This window comes from Agrobacterium sp. AGB01 (assembly GCF_014851585.1).
Lineage (GTDB): Bacteria > Pseudomonadota > Alphaproteobacteria > Rhizobiales > Rhizobiaceae > Agrobacterium.
On the sequence record NZ_JACVAB010000002.1, the window covers coordinates 1,001,039 to 1,021,220 of the forward strand.

The following is a 20,182-nucleotide window of genomic DNA, read 5'->3' on the forward strand; positions in this document are numbered from 1 at the left end:
CATGTACCGCTACGACGAATTCGATCACGCTTTCGTAAAGAGCCGTGTGGACCAGTTTCGTGATCAGGTAGAGCGCCGCCTTTCTGGCGAACTGGCTGAAGATGCGTTCAAGCCCCTCCGACTGATGAATGGTGTTTACCTTCAGCTGCATGCCTACATGCTGCGTGTTGCCATTCCCTATGGTACGTTGAATGCGCGGCAGATGCGCATGCTGGCGCATATCGCCCGCAAATATGACCGTGGTTACGGCCATTTCACCACCCGCCAGAACATCCAGTATAACTGGCCAAAACTGTCGGATACGCCTGATATTCTGCACGAGCTTGCCAGCGTTGAAATGCACGCGCTGCAAACATCGGGTAACTGCATTCGCAACGTGACTGCCGACCATTTCGCCGGCGCTGCTGCCGATGAGGTGGCCGACCCACGCCCATACGCGGAAATCCTGCGCCAGTGGTCGTCCGTACACCCGGAGTTTTCCTACCTGCCGCGCAAGTTCAAGATTGCCGTGACCGGTGCCGAGCGCGACCGCGCCGCCATTCAGGTGCATGACATTGGTCTGCACATGAAGAAAAACGACAAGGGCGAGATTGGCTTTGCCGTTTACGTCGGTGGCGGGCAGGGCAGAACGCCGATGATTGCCAAGAAACTGCGCGACTTCCTGCCGGAAGAGGACCTGCTGTCCTACATCACTGCCATCATGCGCGTGTATAACCTGCACGGCCGCCGCGACAATAAATACAAGGCACGCATCAAGATCCTGGTCCATGAAACCGGCACGGAAGAGCTGGCCCGTCAGGTGGACGAAGAATTTGCGCACCTGCGCAATGGCGAGTTGAAACTGCCGGAAGCCGATGTTCAGGCTATTACCGCCTATTTTGCCGCCCCTGACCTGCAGGCGCGTGCAGAGGGCTGGGAAAGCCTTGCCCGCTGGAAAAAGGCTGATCCGGCCTTTGCTCGTTGGGTCGACCAGAATGTGCAGCCGCACCAGCACCCTGACTACGGCATGGTGACCATTTCCCTGAAGCCGATTGGCGGCATTCCGGGCGATGCGACCGATGCACAGATGGATATCGTGGCAGACATTGCCGAGGAATATGCGCTGGATGAAATCCGCATCAGCCATGAGCAGAATATCATTCTGCCGCATGTGGCGCTGGCTGACCTGGAGCCCGTTTACCGCGCTCTCGCCGAAGCGGGCCTGGCAACCGCCAATGCCGGACTGATCACCGATATCATTGCCTGTCCCGGGCTCGATTATTGCGCGCTTGCCAATGCGCGTTCCATTCCCGTGTCGCAGGAAATCTCCACGCGTTTTGGTTCGCCAGAGCGTCAGGCGGAAATTGGTGAGCTCAAAATCAAGATTTCCGGCTGCATCAATGCCTGCGGTCACCACCATGTCGGCCACATCGGCCTGCTGGGCGTGGAAAAGAAGGGTGCGGAGCTTTACCAGATCACGCTGGGTGGTTCCGGTGATGAAAACACCTCGATCGGTGAAATCATCGGCCGTGGTTTCGAACCTGAAAAGGTCACCGACGCCATTGAGACGATTGTCGATACCTATATTGGCCTGCGTCTGTCGAAAGAGGAGACTTTCCTTGAAGCCTACCGTCGTGTCGGGCAGCAACCTTTCAAGGATGCGCTCTATGGCTCTGCGGCAGAAGCGGCATAAGGAAGACTGGACATGACAAAAATCTGGAACGAAAGCGGCTTTGTCGAGAACGACCCCTGGGTTATCGAAAGCGAGGACGTAAAGGCCACTGACGATCAACAGGCGATCCTTGATCTTGATAGCTTCCTTGTGAAGGTAGAGGAAAGCAATGACGTGAACCTTGGCGTGCTGATCAAGCCTGCTGATGATGTGTTGCGTTTGGCACCTTATCTGGACCGTATTGCGCTGGTGGCCATTTCATTTCCGGCCTATAATGACGGTCGCGGCTTTAGCCACGCCTCATTGCTGCGCTCGCGCCTTGGCTTTGCTGGCGAGGTAAGGGCGGTGGGCGATGTGCTGCTTGACCAGATTCCGCATATGTTGCGCACCGGTTTTTCCAGCCTGTCGGTGACCAATGAAACAGCGATCCGCAGACTGTCTGAACATCGTATTCCCGGCATTGATGTTCATTATCAGCCAGCGGTAAAGGAAGCTGTGACCACTGATTCATACAGCTGGCGTCGGCGTGCGGCAGTATGACATCTCGTATTTTGCAAGCCGAAGCTTAATTTTGGTGGGTGTTTTGCAACGGATCTCATGAAAACATGAGATTGTGGTGCATATTTTTCAAACGTAGACCAGCTATGACATTCCATGCCTTTAAATGCGGCATGGAATGGTATAATTGCCCTGCAATATCCATCGTAGACCTGAAATGGACGGACCAACGCATGAATGCTCCAGCCAAGAATGAAGAATTCGCAGCCAAGATTCCGGACGGCGTTTACGCCGAAACGGTGATTTCGGTTGAGCATTATACCGACCGTCTGTTCCGTTTCCGCATGACACGCCCGGCCGGTTTCCGTTTCCGCTCCGGCGAATTTGCCATGATCGGCCTGATGGTCGGTGAAAAGCCTGTTTACCGTGCCTATTCGATTGCCAGCCCGGCCTGGGATGAAGAACTTGAGTTCTTCTCGATCAAGGTGCCAGATGGTCCTTTGACCTCGCACCTCCAGGCCATCAAGCCGGGCGATACGGTGCTGATGCGCAAGAAACCGACAGGCACGCTGGTGCTGGACGCGCTGACACCCGGCAAACGTCTTTACATGTTCTCGACCGGTACCGGCATTGCGCCTTTCGCAAGCCTTATCCGTGACCCAGAAACCTACGAAAAGTTCGAGGAAGTCATTCTCACGCATACATGCCGTGATGTGGCTGAGCTGAAATATGGTTTCGATCTGGTCGAGGAAATCAAGAACCACGAGTTCCTGAGCGAACTGGTTGGCGACAAGCTCAAGCATTACGCAACGGTGACCCGTGAAGATTATCCCTTCACCGGCCGCATCACCGACCTGATTGAAAACGGCAAGATGTTTGCCGATCTTGGTGTACCTGCGTTCGATCCTGAAATCGATCGCGGCATGATCTGCGGCTCGTCCGCAATGCTGAAAGACACCAAGGAACTGCTGGAAAAGGCTGGCCTCAATGAAGGTGCTAACAACAAGCCAGCAGAATTCGTGATCGAACGCGCCTTCGTCGGTTGATCGACAAGACCTTGTGAATTGAAAAAGGAGACCTCGCGGTCTCCTTTTGCGTTTCAGGCTTTCTGGACATCCTTCGGCGGCACGATGTCGTGTCGGAACAGCAGGAACAAGGCGATGGCAATGGCCGCGATGCCGCCGCCAACAAGATGCGAAAGTGCGTAACCACCCTTGGTGGTCAACCAGCCTGCAACGCCGTTGCTCAAGGAGGCGCCGATGCCTTGCAGGGTCATGACGCTGGCAAGGCCGACATTAAAGCGGCCCGTGCCTTTCAAAATACGTTCAACCGCAACCGGGGTGGCAATGCCCAGCAGGCCTGCACCAATGCCATCAAGCAATTGCACGGGGTAAATAACCCAGAACTGTTCGAAAGACGCGGCAAGCAGGCCGCGAATGGGCAGGGCGATCAGCGCAATCAGAAACATGGTCGACAGACCAAACCGGCGAATGAGCCACGGTGCAGCGGCGGCCACGAAGATCATCGCAAATTGGGCGACACCGGTAATGATGGCGGTGGTGCGAAACGGCGAGTTGAGCTCAATGGCAAAATCCTGCGCGATCAAGCGGCCCATCGGTGCGTTGCCGAAGTGAAAGATCAGCAGGATGATGGCCAGAAAAATCAGGCCTTTTTCATTCAGCAGTATCTTTATTCCGGATGGTCCGGGCTCACCCTTGTCCTCAGCCAGGCCGCGGGCAACCTTGTGATCAATGCGTTTCGGATCAATGGCGGCAATGGCAGCAAGAGCGCCGACAGCGGTGACGATCATCAACCCGATGACGCCCGAAATGCCGAAGGCAGACACGGCCATATAGGTCGCAAATAACGAGACGAAATTGCCGCCATGGTTCCAGAACTCGTTGCGAGAAATCTGGCGTGGAAAGAGTTTTTCGCCAACAAGACCAAGCGTCAGGCCAGCGAGGGCAGGTCCTATCACTGCGCCAACAACCGCCGTCATGATTTGACCGGTCCAGACAACTGCCTCGTTGGTAAAGATCAGCGTGATCAATGCACCAACGGTGACGATGATGACCGGCACGGCAATCAGCAGCCGTTTCCAGGTTGAACTATCGACCAGTGCCCCACACAGGGGCGTTGCTGCAAGACCGATCAGCCCACCGACCGTGGCAATCAGGCCAAGCTGCATGGCCGACCAGCCATTGGTGGCGAGAAACGCATCCAGAAATGGCCCCAGCCCATCCCGCGCATCGGCCAGGAAAAAGTTCAGCACAGCCAGTGCCAGCAGTGAACGGTCAGAGATGCCGGAATGCGGGGTTTTGCCTAGTGATTGGGCGTCTGTCTGGATGGGTGTTGTTAGCGTTGTCATCGACGGCTCTTTCTGATGCGAGGCGAAGCTGGCGTGAAACGCGCGATTTTGAAATTGGTTGCTGTTACGGTTAACGCTTCTGTGTGAAGGAACTATCGGCACTGCTGGACGTTGGCTGTTCATGTGAAAAGGAACAGCGTCATGAGCTATAAGTTAGCATCGATCATTATGCTTGCCGCAGTTGTTGCTGCACCGCCCGCAATGGCGAATGAAAGCCAGTTTCTCGCTAGTCTTGGCGGCAGCTGGAAGGGTAGCGGCACCGTGCGTATGCGAACCAATGCATCGCCGGTGAAGGTTACTTGCACATTCCAGTCCAATCCGGCGGGCCAATCGCTGCGCATGGAAGGCACGTGCCGTGGACTGGTGGTGGTCAAACGTGAGATATCTGCCGACTTGGCGGCCAGTGGCAACAGCTATAAAGGAAATTATGTTGGCCCGTCCGGCCGCCCGTCAGCGCTCAGCGGAAAACGTCAGGGTGATGCTATCAATCTGACCGTGCGCTGGAACCGTGAAATCAATGGCGACCGGGTGGCCAATATGACCATCAGCAAGGTGGGCAATAACGGCCTGCGCCTGCGCACCACCGATAAGGACGGTGCAAACGGAAAGAACGTTGTGACGAGCGATATTCAGCTGACGCGCTGATAAATTTAGGCATCGCCTCTGTAATTACCAGGACAGTTTAAGCGGTCAGGTGTGAGGTACAGTCAACGGTCGCTGCCGTTTCAAGGGCAGCGTCCGTACATCGACACCGCTCCTTCGAGTGATGCTTCAATCACCGTGCTGGCGCTGGTCATCAAGACAATCCGCTCTAGGTTTAAGAACCGTAGAGAGCGTTGGGTTGCATTCTTATCGAAATCCGGAAAATCTTTCCCGAGTTTTTCGATGTCTTTTATTGCTTGCTGATAGTCGCGACGAACACTGTACGTCGTTCCCGCTTTGAGGATGTAGATGTCCGCGGTTTCGGCAGTTTGGTATTTTTTCGAGAATGAATATTCGTCTATCCGGGCGAACTCAAAATAATTCGCTTCGCATCTCTTATCTATATTGTCCTTGTCAACTTCGATGTCGGATATCTGAATCCATTTCCCAGGCAGTCTGGTGGACAGGTTTTTCTGCATTACTTCGTAATATACATCTGGATTTACAGGGCCCAGATCGTATCCATATAGCCTGGATTTCGCGTCTTTCAGATCGTCTATAAGGGCATCGGCAGAGGCTTGATTATGGGCAGCTAAGAGTGTGGATGTAATGATAACGGCTTTCGCCAGAATGCTTTTCATAAGTAATTTCTTCTTACTCATATCTCTAATTGCAAAGTTCAGTCGCGCTTGATGGTCAGCAACATGTCCCACATGTCGGCACCAGTTTCGAAGACGACCGCATTGGCCTTGAAGCCGATTTCGGCATTGATGCTATCAAGCATTTCGCTGGCGAGGCCGACGCCGGCGCCATCGCTGGATGGGCTGACAGAAGCGGAAACACCACCAAAGGCGTTGCTTGAAAAGCTGGTTTCAAGGCGGGCATAACCTGGCGTGCTGACATTGGCGATATTGTTGGCGGTTGCTGCGAGGCTTCGGCTATGGGCCTGCATGCCTGATAAAGCGTTGCTGGTGATTGCTGAAATGCTCATGCGTTGCCCTGCCTGTTCTGGCCCCATTTACCTGTCGTGCACATTAAGCGGCACGGCTTATGGAAAGGTGAAGCGACGCGGTAAGCGAAATCTTCTCAGAGTTATCGTCACTGTCGCAAAACAGGACATGTTCCTGCCGTGCACTTAGAAGAAAAGCGCCGCTGGTAAGTGCGGCGCTTTCTGTTTGGGCAGGAAGTTCTGTCTTACGCTGCGTAACGGCTTTGCGCGTAACCTTGCGTCTGCTGCTGGCCCAGCTTGAACTGACTCATCAGCTGTTTCATGCGCGACGCTTCAGAGGCAAGTGTAGCACTGGCTGCATTGGTCTCTTCGACCATGGCTGCGTTCTGCTGGGTAACCTGATCCATCTGGTTGACGGCAACATTGACCTCTGACATGCCCGTGGATTGTTCACGCGACGATGTTGCGATGGATTCAACATGGTGGTTGATCTCGTCAATCATCTCTTCGATGGATTTCAGCGCCGTGCCTGTTTCGGAAACGAGCTTCACGCCGTTTTCAACTTCGTTGCCGGAATTGCGGATCAGTTCCTTGATTTCCTTGGCAGCCTGCGCGGAACGTTGTGCCAGTTCGCGCACTTCCTGAGCGACGACGGCAAAGCCCTTGCCAGCCTCGCCAGCGCGGGCCGCTTCCACGCCTGCATTCAGAGCCAGAAGGTTGGTCTGGAAGGCGATTTCATCGATCACACCAATGATACTGGAGATCTGCGTCGAGGACTGGACGATTTTCTGCATGGCAGCCACCGCATTCGCGACCACTTCGCCAGACTTTTTAGCGTTTTCATTGGCCTGTCCGGTCAGCTTGCGGGCGTCGTTGGTGCGCTGCGCGGAATTCGACACATTTGCGGTGATCTGGTCGAGCGCTGCTGCGGTTTCTTCCAGAGATGCGGCCTGTTGTTCGGTACGGCGCGACAGGTCGGTTGCACTCTGGCTGATCTCGAATGTACCGCTTTCAATGCTGAATGCAGCCTGGGTGATTTCGATCATGGTGGTGTTCAACTGGCTGACAGCGCTGTTGAGGTTGTGGCGCAGCGCATCGAAATCTGCCGAGAAGGGTTCGGTGATTTGGAAAGCAAGATCACCAGCAGCAAGGCGCTGCAGGCCTGTTGCAAGACCAGATGTTGCGGCTTCAAGGCGTGCCTGGGCTGCGGCTTCCGCCTCTGCTGTCAGGCGAGCGCGTTCCTGCTCGGCGCGCGCACGGGCACCGGCGGCATCTGCTTCCAGTTGACGGTTGGTAATGGCAGATTGTTGGAACACGGCAACGGCGGCGATCATCTTGCCGATTTCATCTTTACGGTCTTCGCCAAACAGCTTTACCTCAAGGTCGCCAGAGGCGATGCGGCGCATCAGGTTTTCAAGCCGCGAGAGGGGTTTGGAGACTCCGCCGGTAACGACAGCTACCGAGAAACCAACGATGCCAAGTGCGACGAGGCTAAGAGCACTCATCCAGAAGAATATGGAATTCTTTTCCTTGAGCGTTGCCTGATAATCGGACTTTGCAGTTTCGATTTGCAAATTGATCAGATCGTTGATCGGACCGGAAAGTGGGTCAATCGTCGGATAGAGCTTGGTGCGGCTGAACATCACCAAAGACTGCATGTCGCGCTTTGCAATGATTTGCGACAATTCGTTCAAGACAGGGGCGGATTCGGCAAGATGCGCCTTGAATGTCGTCGCAAGATTTTTTTCCTCCGGCGTCATGTAGCTGCTCTCGTAAGCACTCCAAGCCTTGTCAATGTTTGACTGAGCGCTTGCCAGACTGCTGCTGCCGTCCTCCCAGCTCATTTCACCACCAGCGATTTTGTGCGTGGTGTCGACAATATTGACGGCATACATGTCTGCAACCATCTTGAGCTGGGCCATTGGCTGAATTCTGTCTTGCAGCAATGAATAAGTGCGCTCGGAAATGGTGGAAATACTGAAAAATGAAACAGCAACGATCGTGGCAATAGCTGCCGATAGCATCGAGATGCTTGCAATTAGCTTGAAGCGGATAGACATATGCTTGGGATCCACAGGGAGGAAAGTAGGAGGGGATATGCTGTGGATATAATTAGTTATATTTGTTTTATCGTTTGTTAATGAAACTAATTTTTTGGGAGCGCTGTTCTGCAGTGAGCTATGCTTTGCGCTAAAAAAAGGCCCGCCAGAGGCGGGCCATTTCATTTTATTCTGCAGCTTCCTGGTACTCGCTCATCGGCGGGCATGTGCAGATGAGGTTACGGTCACCATAGACGTTGTCGATGCGGTTGACCGGCGACCAGTATTTGTCGATGCGGAAAGCACCGGGCGGGAAGCAACCCTTTTCGCGGGAATAAGGACGATCCCATTCGCCAACCAGATCTTCCACCGTGTGCGGCGCATTCTTCAACGGGTTGTTGAGCTTGTCGCTGCGGCCTTCTTCGATGTCGCGGGCTTCCTCACGGATGGCCAGCATGGCATCGCAGAAACGGTCGAGTTCTGCCTTGGTTTCCGATTCTGTCGGCTCGATCATCAGCGTGCCTGCAACCGGCCAGCTCATCGTCGGTGCGTGGAAACCGCAGTCGATCAGACGTTTTGCCACGTCATCCACGGTCACGCCGCAGCTATCCACCAGCGGGCGGGTGTCGATGATGCACTCATGCGCTACACGGCCGGTTTCGGACTTGTAGAGCACGTCGTAGGCACCCTTGAGGCGGGCTGCGATGTAGTTGGCGTTGAGGATGGCAACCTTGGTTGCCTGCGTCAGGCCTTCACCGCCCATCATCAGGCAGTAGCTCCATGAGATCGGCAGGATCGATGGTGAACCGAACGGTGCAGCAGAGACCGCGCCTTCACGACCATCGCTTGCGACGTGGCCGGGCAGGAACGGAGCAAGATGTGCCTTGACGCCGATTGGACCCATGCCGGGACCACCACCACCATGCGGAATGCAGAAGGTCTTGTGCAGGTTGAGGTGCGAGACGTCGGAGCCGATGTCGCCGGGGCGGGCAAGGCCGACCATGGCGTTCATGTTGGCGCCGTCGAGATAGACCTGACCGCCATGCTTGTGGGTGATGTCGCAAATCTCGCGAACCGTTTCCTCAAACACGCCGTGGGTGGACGGGTAGGTGATCATGCAGCAGGAGAGGTTCGCCGCATACTGCTCTGCTTTTTCACGGAAATCGTCGATGTCGATGTCACCGTTTTCGCGAACCTTGATCGGTACGACCTTCATGCCAACCATCTGTGCAGACGCCGGGTTGGTGCCGTGCGCGGAGGTCGGGATAAGGCATACGTCGCGGTGCGTATCACCATTGGCAAGGTGATAGTTGCGGATGGTCAGAAGGCCGGCATATTCGCCCTGCGCGCCGGAGTTCGGCTGCATGGAAAATGCGTCATAACCTGTGACCGAGCACAGCTTTTCCGAGAGATCGTCGATCATCTCCTTGTAGCCGAGTGCCTGATTGGCTGGCACGAACGGATGGATATCCGAAAATTCCGGCCAGGTGATCGGCAGCATTTCGGCTGTGGCGTTCAGCTTCATGGTGCAGGAACCGAGCGGGATCATCGAACGGTCCAGAGCCAGATCGCGGTCCGAAAGGCGGCGGATGTAACGGGTCATCTCGCTTTCGGCGCGGTTCATGTGGAAGATCGGATGCGTCATGTACTGGCTGGTGCGCAGCAGATCCTTCGGCAGACGGTAGTCGGCGTCAAAATCTGCAACGACAAAGTTGCCGCCAAATGCGCGCCAGACGGCTTCGAGTGTTGCCGGGCGGGTGCGCTCGTCAAGGCTCATGCCGATCTTGGTCGAGCCGACCTTGCGCAGGTTCACACCTTCGGCAACGGCCGAGCGCATGATAACGCCCTGCATGTGGCCAACATCAACGGTGATCGTGTCGAAGAAGGTTTCCGGCTCAATCGTGTAACCAAGCTTTTCCAGACCCTTGGCCATCAGTACGGCCTTCTTGTGGGTCTGCTGGGCAATGGCCTTGATGCCCTGCGGGCCGTGGAACACGCCGTACATCGATGCCATAACGGCCAGCAGCACCTGCGCGGTGCAGATGTTGGAGGTCGCCTTTTCGCGGCGGATGTGCTGTTCGCGGGTCTGCAGCGACAGGCGATAGGCGCGGTTGCCGCGTGCATCAACGGAAACACCGACCAGACGGCCCGGCATGGAGCGCTTGATGGCGTCCTTGACCGACATGAAGGCTGCGTGTGGACCGCCGTAACCGACAGGTACGCCGAAACGCTGCGAGGAGCCGATGGCGATATCGGCGCCCATTTCACCCGGAGATTTCAGCAGTGTCAGTGCAAGCAAGTCGGTGGCGACCGCTGCGATGGCACCGGTCTGGTGCAGACGGGCAATCATGCCGGAGAAGTCGCTGACGTGGCCATGGGTGCCGGGATACTGGAAGATCGCACCGAACACATCAACCGGATCAAGATCGGCGAACGGGTTACCGACGATAACTTTCCAGCCGAGCGGCGCTGCACGGGTTTCAATCAGGGCGATGGTCTGCGGGTGGCAGTTGGCATCAACAAAGAAAGAGGCTGCCTTGGACTTTGCAACACGCTGGCACATGGCCATGGCTTCGGCTGCCGCTGTTGCTTCATCGAGAAGCGAGGCGTTCGCCACATCAAGACCGGTCAGATCGCAAATCATCGTCTGGAAGTTCAAGAGAGCTTCAAGACGGCCTTGCGAGATTTCCGGCTGGTAAGGGGTGTAGGCTGTGTACCAGGCCGGGTTTTCCAGAATGTTGCGCTGGATAACCGGTGGCGTGATGGTGCCGTAATAGCCCTGGCCGATCAGTGAGGTCAGAACCTGGTTCTTGTTTGCCGTTTCGCGCAGGCGGTCCAGCGCTTCGCGCTCGGACAGCGCCGCGCCCCAGGTCAGCGGGGTTTTCTGGCGAATGGAGGAGGGCACGGTGGCATCGATCAGCGCATCAAGGCTGCGGTAACCGATAACTTTGAGCATTTCCTCCATTTCAGCCGGCGACGGGCCGATATGACGACGGTTTGCGAAGTCATAGGGCTGGTAGTCCGTGAAATGGAAATCAGTTGGCGTTGTCATTACGCAATCAGCTCCTTGTATGCTGCTTCGTCGAGCAGCGCATCAGCATCGGAAGCGTTGGCGAGTTTCAGCTTGAAGAACCAGCCGGCACCCTGCGGGTCGGAGTTCACAAGCGAAGGGTCATCAACAATGGCCTGATTGATTTCGGTGATTTCGCCATCCAGTGGACAATAGACGTCGGATGCAGCCTTCACAGATTCAACGGTTGAGGCTTCACCATTCTTTTTGAATGTCGCGCCAACTTCCGGCAGTTCGACAAACACGAGGTCACCCAACTGCTCGGCCGCATGGGAGGTGATGCCAACAGTGGCAACGCCGTCTTCAAGTTTCAGCCATTCGTGTTCAGCGGTAAATTTCAACATGGTTCTCTCCGGGAGGTCTTTAAAAGAGTTTATCGTTTGTAAGTCGGTGTGATGAAGGGCAGGGCTGCGACGCTAACCGGCAGGTACTTGCCGCGGACTTCCGCAAAAATTGCAGTGCCAGGAGCGGTATAGTCTGTCGGCACGTAACCCATGGCAACCGGGCCTTCTACGGAAGGGCCGAAACCGCCTGATGTCACTTCGCCAATTTCAGTCTTGCCTTCAGCATCTGCAAACAGCTTGGCGTGACCGCGCACTGGCGCCTTGCCTTCAGGCTTGAGGCCAACGCGACGGCGCGATGTGCCATTTGCCTGTTCCGTCAGAATGCGCGATGCGCCGGGGTAACCGCCTTCGCGTTCGCCACCCGCACGTCTGGCCTTTTGAATGGCCCATTCCAGTGCAGCCTCGATTGGCGAAGTGGTGGTGTCGATGTCGTTGCCGTAAAGGCAAAGACCGGCTTCCAGACGCAGGCTGTCGCGTGCACCAAGGCCAATCGGCTCACAGTCGGGATGCTCAAGCAGTGCCTTGGCAATAAATTCCGCCTTGTCAGCCGGTACGGAGATTTCAAAACCGTCTTCACCGGAATAACCGGAGCGGGAAACGATGCAGGACACGTCAAGAAGTGGCACTTCGCGCACATCCATAAACTTCATGCTGGAAACACCGGCCCACAGTTCTGCCAGAACTGCTTCGGCGCGCGGGCCTTGCAGGGCAATCAGCGCGCGATCATCAAGAAGAGTAATGTCGCAGCTGTCGGAAAGATGCGCTTTCATATGTGCCAGATCGGCGTCCTTGCAGGAGGCGTTAACGACGACAAACAGATGATCGCCACGGTTGGTGATCATCAGGTCATCGAGAATGCAGCCATTGTCATCGGTGAAGAAACCGTAGCGCTGGCGGCCTTCTTTCAGGCCCAGGATATCAACAGGAACCAGCGTTTCCAGCGCAAGCGCTGCATCTTCAACCTTGCCGGATTTTGCCTTGATGATGACCTGACCCATGTGGGACACGTCAAACAGACCAGCAGAGGTGCGCGTCTGGATATGCTCCTTCATGACACCGGCTGGATATTGCACAGGCATGTCATAACCGGCAAATGGCACCATGCGGGCGCCAAGCGACAGATGCAGGGAATGAAGCGGGGTGATTTTAAGCTCGGCGGTATCGTCCAAAAGACGCCTCCAGGGTTGCGCGAAAACGCGCGGGCTCGTGTTTTGGCGCAAATGCGCCGGTTCAAGAGCCCCCTCTGTCCTTGTCGCCTGAGATTGTTATCCCTTCGGCGAGCCTATTCCTTCATGCAAAGGCGGCTTCTCTCCAGAGTCATGCATTCCCCGCTGGTCCTTTTGCCTGAGAGTTTCCGGGGCGGTTGCTCCTTCGGCACCGCACCTAAGCGGCTTCTCCCAGCGGTGAAGTTTGCTCATTATCTGCGAACCCTGTGGCTTGGCAAGGACCAAATGCCGCAGGCGAACAGATAATTGTCGTCGTGACGTTACCCAAGCATTTTTACGGGCATGTCACAAGGTGTGCTGTCCGTTCAGTCTTTTTTATCGACACGCTCCGGCAGACCCTTATGGTCAGTGGAGGCGAACTCCTCAAGTTGCTTTTTTGTCATGGACTTGGCCATTTCTTTTGAAGCACCTTGTAAGGACGATTTCTTGATCTCGCCGCGTTTGGCGGCGAGGGCGGCTCCTGCTGCTTTCTGCTGTGCCTTGGATTTTGCGGGCATGATTTCATCTCCTGAAACTGCACATTGATGAAATGAAAAGCCTTGGGAAAACCAATTGTTCCTTTTGCAGGACGCGTTATAAATCGTGCGTGTTTGATTTGCGGCAAAAAGCAGAGAGCGCTTTGCTGTAAACAGGTGGGCCATGAACAAGAGATCAAAATCGATAGAGAGGTTTGTGCGCATTTTTTGCGCCATGCTGATGCTGTCGCTTGGATTTGCCCACAAGCCGGTTGAGGCGGCGGTTGCCGCGCCGGTGTTGGATGAGAGCTATCGTCTGCCAGACGGTACTTTTGCCGAAATATGCTTTGGACATGACGGCGAGGATGCGCCAGGCGCAACCCTTGGTCACGCCGGTGACCCCGCAGGCCACCTCGATATCAGCGGCAAGCTGTTCTGCGAGGCTTGCCTGCTTGCCTCATCCATTCTGCTGCCGCTGCCAGACGGTGAAGCATGGCTTGTCACCAGCTTTACCTGGCTGGACAACACCCCAGCCCCGCAGCGTTTCCTTGCCGATACCACTGTTCTGGAAAGATCCAGAGCACGCGCGCCTCCCTTTTTCATCTGATCCGTTGCTACGCATTAAATGAAAACGCCTGTTTTGGGCATAAGGCGGCTGATGGTCCGGGGGACCGGCCGCAGGGATAACAAGATGAAAAAGATTAGCGTTCTGGCCTATGCCACATTGCTCACGTCGGTTGCTGCAACACAGGGCTTTGCCCATTCTACCTTCGTCAATGAAACCGCGACGGCGGAAAGCACATTTGTCGCTGCCCTTCAGGTGCCGCATGGCTGCGATGGTGGTCTAGCCACCACTGAGGTTCAGGTGCAGTTGCCGGAAGGTTTCATTTCCGCCAAACCACAGCCAAAGGCTGGTTGGGAACTGGAAATCGTCAAGGGCGATTACCAGAAGGCCTACAGCAACCACGGCAAGGAGATCAAAAGCGGCCCGGTTGAATTTCGCTGGAAGAACGGCAATCTGCCGGACGAGTTTTACGATACCTTCGTTTTTCAGGGCAAGATATCAGGCGTAGAGGCGGGCACCGACCTGCCTTTCAAGGTCAAGCAGCTGTGCGGCGACAAGGGCACCGTTGTCTGGGATCAGGTGGCTGAAAAGGGTGCGGACCCCCATTCCCTAGCCAATCCGGCTCCAGTTTTGAAAATCGCCGCCAAGGCCGAGCATGGCGGTGGTCATGATCATGGTGTGGCACCCGCTGGACATGGTGCTGATCATGCTGCGGCAGCCGTCAAGCTTGGTGATCTCGAGGTTGCTGGCGGTTTCTCCAAGGCCATGTTGCCGGGCCAGCCGGTTGGCGGTGGTTTTGTAAGCATTACCAATTCCGGCAAGGCTGATGACAAGCTAGTATCGGCAGTATCAGATGTGGCTGGCCGTGTTGAGTTGCATGAAATGGCCATGCAGGGCGAAGTGATGAAAATGCGCAAGCTGGATGACGGCATTACTGTTCCGGCAGGCGAGACAGTTGAGCTGAAGCCCGGCGGTCTGCACTTCATGTTCTTTGAAGTCAAAAAGCCGTTTGCCGAAGGTGACACTGTGCCTGTTACCCTGACCTTCGAAAAGGCAGGCAAGGTTGACATTACCCTGTCGGTGCAGAGCGCCAAGCCAGGTGAGGCCAGCGAACACAAGCACAACTGAGGCATTACTCTGAGAGCTCATGGTATTGTCAAAAACAAAAAGCGCCGTAGAAATCTCTCCGGCGCTTTTCTCTTGGGGGGGATTTAAAGGGGCAGCTCTTCACTTGGACTATGCGGCCTCGTGTTTGCTCTCGTTATCCTCATAAGCTTCCTGAACCTGTTCATAGGTCGCCTGGGGATTTTGATGATGGCTGCTGGTCAGGAAATAAAGCGCCAATGATGGTGGTTTGACTACGTTAATGAGTGCGCGCAGTTGTTGGTCGCTGCCTTGCTCGACCCGGCGAGCAAGCGCATGGATCGCTTCTTCCACGACCGTCTTTTTCGGTTCGCGTTGAGCCGGCTTTAACGCCTCCATAGCGTATGCGGCAGTATTTGCCGAAATGCTTAAGACCTGCGTCATGATCTCTTTCCACTATCTGACAATCTTGACCATAGTTCATCCTATGTCCTGCAAGTTGCATTCCTGCTAAATCTCGTGGTTGTATTTTAGTAAAATTGGATTTTGTTTGGCGTGGTGTATCGGGACGAAACGCATTGAATTATGCTGGAAGCATGATTCATGTTTTACTTGTTGCCATTGGCGGTGCAGTCGGTTCGGTTGCCCGTTACTTCGTGAACCTTTGGGCACTTCGCCTGTGGGGTGCACATTTTCCGTGGGGAACGCTGGCCGTGAATGTTGTCGGCGGCCTGGCAATCGGCTTTCTGTCGGAAGTGATTGCGCGCAAGTTCAATGCGTCTACGGAAATGCGGCTGCTGGTAGTGACCGGCGTGCTGGGAGGCTTTACGACCTTTTCCTCATTCTCTCTTGATGCTGTCGGCCTGTTTGAGCGCGGGGAAATGGCACTTTCGGCGGTTTATATTGTTGCCAGTGTCGTTATTTCAATTCTTGCGGTTTGCGTCGGGCTGGCCTTGGGCCGCGCTTTGTTTTAAAGGCTCGTTCTAAATAATAGGGCCTGCCGGATAATTGGTGCAGGCAGAACAAACGAGACTGGAATTTTCCCATGGCAGGTATCGAGCATATCAAGGTTGAAGCCGATGAGGCTGGTATGCGGTTGGACCGCTGGTTCAAGGTGCATTATCCCGGCCTAGGTTTCGGTCAATTGCAGAAGCTGATGCGCTCCGGCCAGGTGCGCGTTGATGGCGGACGTGTAAAGACCGATGCCCGCGTGCAGCCAGGCCAGATGGTACGCGTGCCGCCAATCGATTCTGATGCCAAGGTCAAAGGCGGGCCGATTGGCTCCAAGGACCTCAAGCACGCCGAAGACGGTGAGCTGCTGCGTCGTATGCTACTGCATGAAGACGACAAGGTGTTCGTGTTCAACAAGCCCGCTGGCATTGCCGTGCAGGGTGGTTCAGGTGTTACACGCCATATCGATGGCCTGCTGGAAGCCTGGGTCAGTCCGAAGGGTGAAAAACCGCGCCTCGTGCACCGTCTCGACCGTGATACGTCAGGCGTGCTGGTTGTTGCCCGTACACGCGGTGCCGCGCAGAAGCTGACGGCAGCGTTTCGTGAGCGTGACACCAAGAAGACCTACTGGGCCCTGGTGCGGGGCGTGCCGCGCAAACATCAGGACAAGATTTCAAGCTGGCTGGTGAAAGAGCAAACGCCGGATGGCGACCGCATGCGCGTTGCTACCCATGGTGAGGAGGGCGCTGACCACGCCATTTCCTATTACCGTGTGATCGATACGGCCGCGCAGACCATGGCTTGGCTTGAGATGGAGCCTTATACGGGCCGTACGCACCAGCTTCGCGTTCACGCCTTGCAGATGGGCCATCCAATCATTGGCGACCCGAAATATTATATCGATGATCCCAACTGGGATTTCCCCGGTGGTGTTCAGAAGCGCCTGCATCTTCACGCCCGCCATATCGACATTCCGCATCCATCCGGTGGTCGTCTGCGCGTCTCTGCGCCATTGTCACCACACATGGTGCAAACCTGGAACCTTCTCGGGTTCGACCAGGCTGATGGCGACAAGGACGACGAATGAAACTGGTACTTTTCGATTGCGACGGCACGCTGGTTGACAGTGTGAAGCTCATTCACGAGGTCATGGCGCGCACGTTCGTACATTTTGGTTATGATCGCCCGACCATCGAACAGACCAAGGCGATTATCGGCCTGACGCTGGATATCGCGATTGCCCGTATGCAGGGCAAACCGCATGTCGATGATGAAGCAACGGCAATGACGGCGCATTACAAGGCGATCTTTGCGGAAACGCGCGCTGAAGAGGGGCTGCAAGAGCCTTTGTTCGACGGCATTTCCGAGATGATTGCCGCGCTTGCGGCACGTGAAGAAATCCTGATGGGTGCGGTTACCGGCAAGTCTCGCCGTGGTCTGAACCTGATCATGGACACCCATGGCTTTCGCAAACATTTCATCGTGTCGCGTACTGCTGACGACTGCCCGTCGAAACCGCATCCGGGCATGGTCACCGAATGCTGTGACGAAACCGGCATGGTGCCAGCCGATACGATCGTGATTGGCGATGCCATCTATGATATGCAGATGGCAAAGGCTGCAGGTGCCACGGCAATTGGCGTGGCGTGGGGATATGCCAGCGAGCCTGAGCTTTGGGCGGCCGGTGCCGATGCCGTTGTTGCTCACCCCAGAGAAATACCGGGCTATATCAAGGCGAATTGATGAGGCTTAATCATGCGTGATCTGTTGAACGATCTGACCGAAGGCTTGAGCCATCCGGACCCTATTTTGCGTGCGCAAATCCAGATGCAGAAACCGCTGCCAAAGCGTTTCTACAAGGAGGTCACGGTTGGCGAGGCCGATGACGGCCAGTTCTCGGTGTTGCTGGATGGCAAGCCAGTTCGTACGCCGGCCAAAAAGCCGCTGGTGGTGCCGACACTGGCACTTGCTGACCTGCTGTGTCTGGAATGGGATGCGCAGAAAGAGGTCGTCAATCCGGCGGTGATGCCAATCACCCGCACGGTCAATACGGCGATTGATGGTGTGGCCATAGATACGCAGGCAGTGTTTGAAGACATTTTGCGGTTTTCCTCCAGCGATCTCTTGTGCTACCGGGCCGGCGAACCGCAGGAGCTTGTGGAGCGTCAGGGCGATCTGTGGGATCCGGTCATTGACTGGGCGGCCAACAGTCTCGGTGCGCGCTTCATTCTGGTGGAAGGCATTATTCATCAGGAACAGCCGCGCGAAGCGGTTGCTGCCTTTGCGGTGACGCTGCGCAAATATGATACGGCGCTTGAGTTGGCAGCACTGCACACCATGACCACCATCACCGGTTCGGCCATTCTGGCGGTGGCCTTTGCTGAGGGCGCCTGGAGCCTCGAAGACATCTGGACCTTTGCCCATCTGGACGAAGACTGGACGGCCGAACATTGGGGTGAGGATGAAGAGGCCACGCAGCGACGTGCTCACCGCCTTGTGGACATGCAGGCTGCAGCCGATGTTTTTGCATCACTGAGAAGCGGTTCTTAACGCTTCCGTAACCCTAACGGGAAATCATAGCGGCATATTCCCAGGGACGGGGTTGTCGTTATTATGAGACGTCAGTTGCAGCGCATCACAGCGTTCTGGTCGGTTTTCGTGTTCGGAAACCGGGCGGGAATTGCACGCGCGCATACATCTGGTTCAACAGGCGTTTTCGGTTGTTCCGTGCTGCGTTCCGGCGCGTTTCTGGTGTGTTGTCTGGCGTTGATGTCGTTCCGGCTTATGCCTGACGATGCCGACAAAAACAGGCTGGTCTATGATGTGCGCGGCGCCTTTGTTGCCGCCCAGCCGGAAATTTCGCACCGCCTGATGCAGATGGTGCATTCCTACGTTTCTGAATCGATTGATGTCACTAGCCGCGCCACTGTGCGGCCGCGTGTGGTGCTGACCATTCGTCTGGCATCAGTGAAAAAAGAGCCGTTCCTGCTGGGCGCTCGCTCATCAGCACGGGTCGTGGTGCGGGCAGCGGCGGTCACGACGGGGGAAGTGATTGCCGAGGCGAAGTTTACGGCCACGGTTTACGGCCTGGACAAGGACAGCCTTGAGCGTGATCTGGCCTATGGCGTTGCCTCGCGGGTCATTCAGGAATTCCAACTGGCCAAGCCGGCTCCGGCAACGCTGGCGACCGCACTTTTTCCTTGAGATAATAGCTGCTTATATCGGGTTCATCGCACTTACGTTTTTGCATAACGTAAGGTTATGCTGCCGGTGAACGCATATCTGTGTGGCGCATGCTTGCGCCACTCTTCCTCTTCCCTGTCCTCGGGTATGACCCGAGGGATGTCACAGGGATCCAGTCGCCGCGCATTTGCGCGGCGAAAAGAGTATATTTTCCATCCCAAGGACTTGGGATGACTAGATTCCCGCAACACGTGCGGGAATGAGGGTCGTGGGTGGCGCAACGTCATCTCCAAGCGGAGGTGCGCCAATCAGCTATTCGCCAATCAGCCCAAACGTTCAGCGTGCCACTTCAGGTGATCGTCCATGAAGGTCGAGATGAAGTAATAGGAGTGGTCATAACGTTCGTGCATGCGCAACGTCAGGCCGATATCCGTTCCCTGGATCGCTTCTTCAAACAGCCATGGGCGCAGGCCGGTTTCAAGGAAGCTGTCTGCCTTGCCCTGATCGATCAGGAATTCCGGGAAACGGGCACCGTCCTTGACCAGTTCGCAGGCGTCATATTTGCGCCATGTCGCCTTGTCGTCACCGAGGTATTTTTCCAGTGCCGGTGCCGACCAGTCGGCGCTGGTTGGTGCAACGATTGGTGCAAAGGCCGAGCAGCTCTTGAAACGTTCCGGGTTTTTCAGGGCGATGGTCATCGCGCCATGGCCACCCATGGAATGGCCGAAAATGCCCTGACGGTTCATGTCGATGCGAAAATGCTGCGAGACGAGGGCAGGCAGTTCCTCGGTGATGTAGGTGTACATCTGGAAACGTTCGGCCCAGGGCTTTTCGGTGGCGTCGAGGTAGAAACCAGCGCCTTTACCCATCTGCCAGTTGGTCAGTTCGTCCGGTACGTCATTGCCGCGCGGGCTGGTATCCGGGCAGATGACGATCAGGCCGAGTTGCGATGCCATGCGGCGGTATTCGCCCTTTTCCATGACGTTGGCATGGGTGCAGGTGAGGCCGGAGAGATACCAGACAACAGGGCAAGGCTCCGAGATCGCGTTTGGTGGCACATAGACCGCAAAGGTCATTTCGGATTTGCAGCTTTCTGAATCATGGGCAAATACGCCCTGCATGCCGCCGAAAGATGTGTTCTGGGAGATGATTTTCATG

At 55.7% G+C, this 20,182-nt stretch carries 21 protein-coding genes and 1 riboswitch; of the genes, 11 read left to right on the forward strand and 10 right to left on the reverse strand.

Translation table 11 applies throughout. From position 1 onward, the window contains the following. Position 1: 1 nt before the first annotated feature. The 3 genes from IB237_RS11485 to IB237_RS11495 all read left to right on the forward strand — a co-directional run bounded on the left by IB237_RS11485 (position 2) and on the right by IB237_RS11495 (position 3,195). Positions 2-1,672: a nitrite/sulfite reductase gene (locus tag IB237_RS11485; protein WP_192488742.1), complete on the forward strand. Its 1,671-nt coding sequence runs from the start codon at positions 2-4 to the stop codon at positions 1,670-1,672. Between the two features lie 12 nt (positions 1,673-1,684). Next, entirely contained in the window at positions 1,685-2,191 is a 507-nt protein-coding gene (locus IB237_RS11490) for a DUF934 domain-containing protein (RefSeq protein WP_192488743.1), read from the forward strand. Positions 2,192-2,382: 191 nt separating this feature from the next. Next, entirely contained in the window at positions 2,383-3,195 is an 813-nt protein-coding gene (locus tag IB237_RS11495; RefSeq protein WP_192488744.1) for a ferredoxin--NADP reductase, read from the forward strand. 53 nt (positions 3,196-3,248) lie between these two features. Here IB237_RS11495 and IB237_RS11500 read toward each other — a convergent pair whose 3' ends face one another. Beyond that, complete coding sequence (locus IB237_RS11500; RefSeq protein ID WP_192488745.1) at positions 3,249-4,517, reverse strand: MFS transporter; 1,269 nt, start codon at positions 4,515-4,517, stop codon at positions 3,249-3,251. A gap of 141 nt (positions 4,518-4,658) precedes the next feature. On the opposite strand from IB237_RS11500, the gene IB237_RS11505 reads away from it, so the two are divergent. Next, positions 4,659-5,162 carry a hypothetical protein gene (locus IB237_RS11505; RefSeq protein ID WP_192488746.1) on the forward strand — a complete coding sequence of 168 codons (504 nt, stop codon included), beginning with the start codon at positions 4,659-4,661 and terminating at the stop codon, positions 5,160-5,162. Positions 5,163-5,242: 80 nt separating this feature from the next. On the opposite strand, the gene IB237_RS11510 is transcribed toward IB237_RS11505, so the two are convergent. The 7 genes from IB237_RS11510 to IB237_RS11540 all read right to left on the reverse strand — a co-directional run bounded on the left by IB237_RS11510 (position 5,243) and on the right by IB237_RS11540 (position 13,284). Beyond that, positions 5,243-5,800 carry a hypothetical protein gene (locus IB237_RS11510; protein WP_192488747.1) on the reverse strand — a complete coding sequence of 186 codons (558 nt, stop codon included), beginning with the start codon at positions 5,798-5,800 and terminating at the stop codon, positions 5,243-5,245. 38 nt (positions 5,801-5,838) lie between these two features. Further along, positions 5,839-6,150: a flagellar basal body protein gene (locus tag IB237_RS11515; RefSeq protein ID WP_192488748.1), complete on the reverse strand. Its 312-nt coding sequence runs from the start codon at positions 6,148-6,150 to the stop codon at positions 5,839-5,841. Between the two features lie 203 nt (positions 6,151-6,353). Continuing rightward, complete coding sequence (locus IB237_RS11520; protein ID WP_305852549.1) at positions 6,354-8,168, reverse strand: methyl-accepting chemotaxis protein; 1,815 nt, start codon at positions 8,166-8,168, stop codon at positions 6,354-6,356. A 166-nt stretch (positions 8,169-8,334) separates the two neighbouring features. Continuing rightward, entirely contained in the window at positions 8,335-11,199 is a 2,865-nt protein-coding gene (gene gcvP, locus IB237_RS11525; RefSeq protein WP_192488749.1) for an aminomethyl-transferring glycine dehydrogenase, read from the reverse strand. After that, a complete protein-coding gene (gcvH, locus tag IB237_RS11530; RefSeq protein ID WP_192488750.1) occupies positions 11,199-11,561 on the reverse strand; it encodes a glycine cleavage system protein GcvH in 363 nt (120 codons plus the stop codon). The genes gcvP and gcvH overlap by 1 nt, the downstream gene beginning before the upstream one ends. Before the next feature lie 29 nt (positions 11,562-11,590). Continuing rightward, a complete protein-coding gene (gene gcvT / locus IB237_RS11535; protein ID WP_192488751.1) occupies positions 11,591-12,730 on the reverse strand; it encodes a glycine cleavage system aminomethyltransferase GcvT in 1,140 nt (379 codons plus the stop codon). A gap of 153 nt (positions 12,731-12,883) precedes the next feature. Further along, a riboswitch (glycine riboswitch) is annotated at positions 12,884-12,971 on the reverse strand. A 121-nt stretch (positions 12,972-13,092) separates the two neighbouring features. Continuing rightward, on the reverse strand, positions 13,093-13,284 hold the full coding sequence (locus tag IB237_RS11540; protein WP_192488890.1) for a DUF3008 family protein: 192 nt from the start codon (positions 13,282-13,284) through the stop codon (positions 13,093-13,095). Positions 13,285-13,459: 175 nt separating this feature from the next. Here IB237_RS11540 and IB237_RS11545 point away from each other — a divergent pair, with 175 nt between their 5' ends. Continuing rightward, positions 13,460-13,849: a hypothetical protein gene (locus IB237_RS11545; protein WP_371815287.1), complete on the forward strand. Its 390-nt coding sequence runs from the start codon at positions 13,460-13,462 to the stop codon at positions 13,847-13,849. An 84-nt stretch (positions 13,850-13,933) separates the two neighbouring features. Next, positions 13,934-14,935, forward strand: a complete 1,002-nt coding sequence (locus tag IB237_RS11550; RefSeq protein ID WP_192488752.1) for a copper chaperone PCu(A)C — start codon at positions 13,934-13,936, stop codon at positions 14,933-14,935. Positions 14,936-15,043: 108 nt separating this feature from the next. Here the strand turns inward: IB237_RS11550 and IB237_RS11555 are convergent, their stop codons facing one another. Further along, a complete protein-coding gene (locus tag IB237_RS11555; protein ID WP_192488753.1) occupies positions 15,044-15,334 on the reverse strand; it encodes a hypothetical protein in 291 nt (96 codons plus the stop codon). A gap of 152 nt (positions 15,335-15,486) precedes the next feature. On the opposite strand from IB237_RS11555, the gene crcB reads away from it, so the two are divergent. From crcB to IB237_RS11580, 5 genes are all read left to right on the forward strand, one after another. Continuing rightward, positions 15,487-15,864, forward strand: a complete 378-nt coding sequence (crcB, locus tag IB237_RS11560; RefSeq protein ID WP_192488754.1) for a fluoride efflux transporter CrcB — start codon at positions 15,487-15,489, stop codon at positions 15,862-15,864. Positions 15,865-15,935: 71 nt separating this feature from the next. Next, the gene (locus IB237_RS11565) at positions 15,936-16,928 is read left to right on the forward strand and encodes an RluA family pseudouridine synthase (RefSeq protein ID WP_192488755.1); all 993 of its coding nucleotides are present in this window, start codon (positions 15,936-15,938) and stop codon (positions 16,926-16,928) included. After that, positions 16,925-17,584 (forward strand): HAD-IA family hydrolase, encoded by a 660-nt coding sequence (locus tag IB237_RS11570; RefSeq protein WP_192488756.1) that lies wholly within the window; start codon positions 16,925-16,927, stop codon positions 17,582-17,584. Before IB237_RS11565 ends, IB237_RS11570 begins: the two co-directional genes overlap by 4 nt. Positions 17,585-17,596: 12 nt before the next feature. After that, a complete protein-coding gene (locus IB237_RS11575) occupies positions 17,597-18,391 on the forward strand; it encodes an ATP12 family chaperone protein (RefSeq protein ID WP_192488757.1) in 795 nt (264 codons plus the stop codon). 75 nt (positions 18,392-18,466) lie between these two features. After that, positions 18,467-19,045, forward strand: coding sequence for a hypothetical protein (locus IB237_RS11580; RefSeq protein WP_371815288.1), 579 nt, complete (start codon positions 18,467-18,469; stop codon positions 19,043-19,045). A 302-nt stretch (positions 19,046-19,347) separates the two neighbouring features. Here IB237_RS11580 and fghA read toward each other — a convergent pair whose 3' ends face one another. Continuing rightward, entirely contained in the window at positions 19,348-20,181 is an 834-nt protein-coding gene (fghA, locus tag IB237_RS11585; RefSeq protein WP_192488758.1) for an S-formylglutathione hydrolase, read from the reverse strand. Between the last annotated feature and the right edge of the window lies 1 nt (position 20,182).

Excerpts from the sequence above, each read along its gene's own strand:
- IB237_RS11540 (WP_192488890.1), bottom strand. The coding sequence starts at position 13,284 with ATGCCCGCAAAATCCAAGGCACAGCAGAAAGCAGCAGGAGCCGCCCTC.
- crcB (WP_192488754.1), top strand. The coding sequence starts at position 15,487 with ATGATTCATGTTTTACTTGTTGCCATTGGCGGTGCAGTCGGTTCGGTT.
- IB237_RS11575 (WP_192488757.1), top strand. The coding sequence starts at position 17,597 with ATGCGTGATCTGTTGAACGATCTGACCGAAGGCTTGAGCCATCCGGAC.
- gcvP (WP_192488749.1), bottom strand. The coding sequence starts at position 11,199 with ATGACAACGCCAACTGATTTCCATTTCACGGACTACCAGCCCTATGAC.
- IB237_RS11490 (WP_192488743.1), top strand. The coding sequence starts at position 1,685 with ATGACAAAAATCTGGAACGAAAGCGGCTTTGTCGAGAACGACCCCTGG.
- IB237_RS11505 (WP_192488746.1), top strand. The coding sequence starts at position 4,659 with ATGAGCTATAAGTTAGCATCGATCATTATGCTTGCCGCAGTTGTTGCT.
- fghA (WP_192488758.1), bottom strand. The coding sequence starts at position 20,181 with ATGAAAATCATCTCCCAGAACACATCTTTCGGCGGCATGCAGGGCGTA.
- IB237_RS11495 (WP_192488744.1), top strand. The coding sequence starts at position 2,383 with ATGAATGCTCCAGCCAAGAATGAAGAATTCGCAGCCAAGATTCCGGAC.
- IB237_RS11485 (WP_192488742.1), top strand. The coding sequence starts at position 2 with ATGTACCGCTACGACGAATTCGATCACGCTTTCGTAAAGAGCCGTGTG.
- IB237_RS11565 (WP_192488755.1), top strand. The coding sequence starts at position 15,936 with ATGGCAGGTATCGAGCATATCAAGGTTGAAGCCGATGAGGCTGGTATG.
- IB237_RS11550 (WP_192488752.1), top strand. The coding sequence starts at position 13,934 with ATGAAAAAGATTAGCGTTCTGGCCTATGCCACATTGCTCACGTCGGTT.
- IB237_RS11510 (WP_192488747.1), bottom strand. The coding sequence starts at position 5,800 with ATGAAAAGCATTCTGGCGAAAGCCGTTATCATTACATCCACACTCTTA.
- IB237_RS11515 (WP_192488748.1), bottom strand. The coding sequence starts at position 6,150 with ATGAGCATTTCAGCAATCACCAGCAACGCTTTATCAGGCATGCAGGCC.
- IB237_RS11570 (WP_192488756.1), top strand. The coding sequence starts at position 16,925 with ATGAAACTGGTACTTTTCGATTGCGACGGCACGCTGGTTGACAGTGTG.
- IB237_RS11500 (WP_192488745.1), bottom strand. The coding sequence starts at position 4,517 with ATGACAACGCTAACAACACCCATCCAGACAGACGCCCAATCACTAGGC.
- gcvH (WP_192488750.1), bottom strand. The coding sequence starts at position 11,561 with ATGTTGAAATTTACCGCTGAACACGAATGGCTGAAACTTGAAGACGGC.
- IB237_RS11520 (WP_305852549.1), bottom strand. The coding sequence starts at position 8,168 with ATGTCTATCCGCTTCAAGCTAATTGCAAGCATCTCGATGCTATCGGCA.
- IB237_RS11555 (WP_192488753.1), bottom strand. The coding sequence starts at position 15,334 with ATGACGCAGGTCTTAAGCATTTCGGCAAATACTGCCGCATACGCTATG.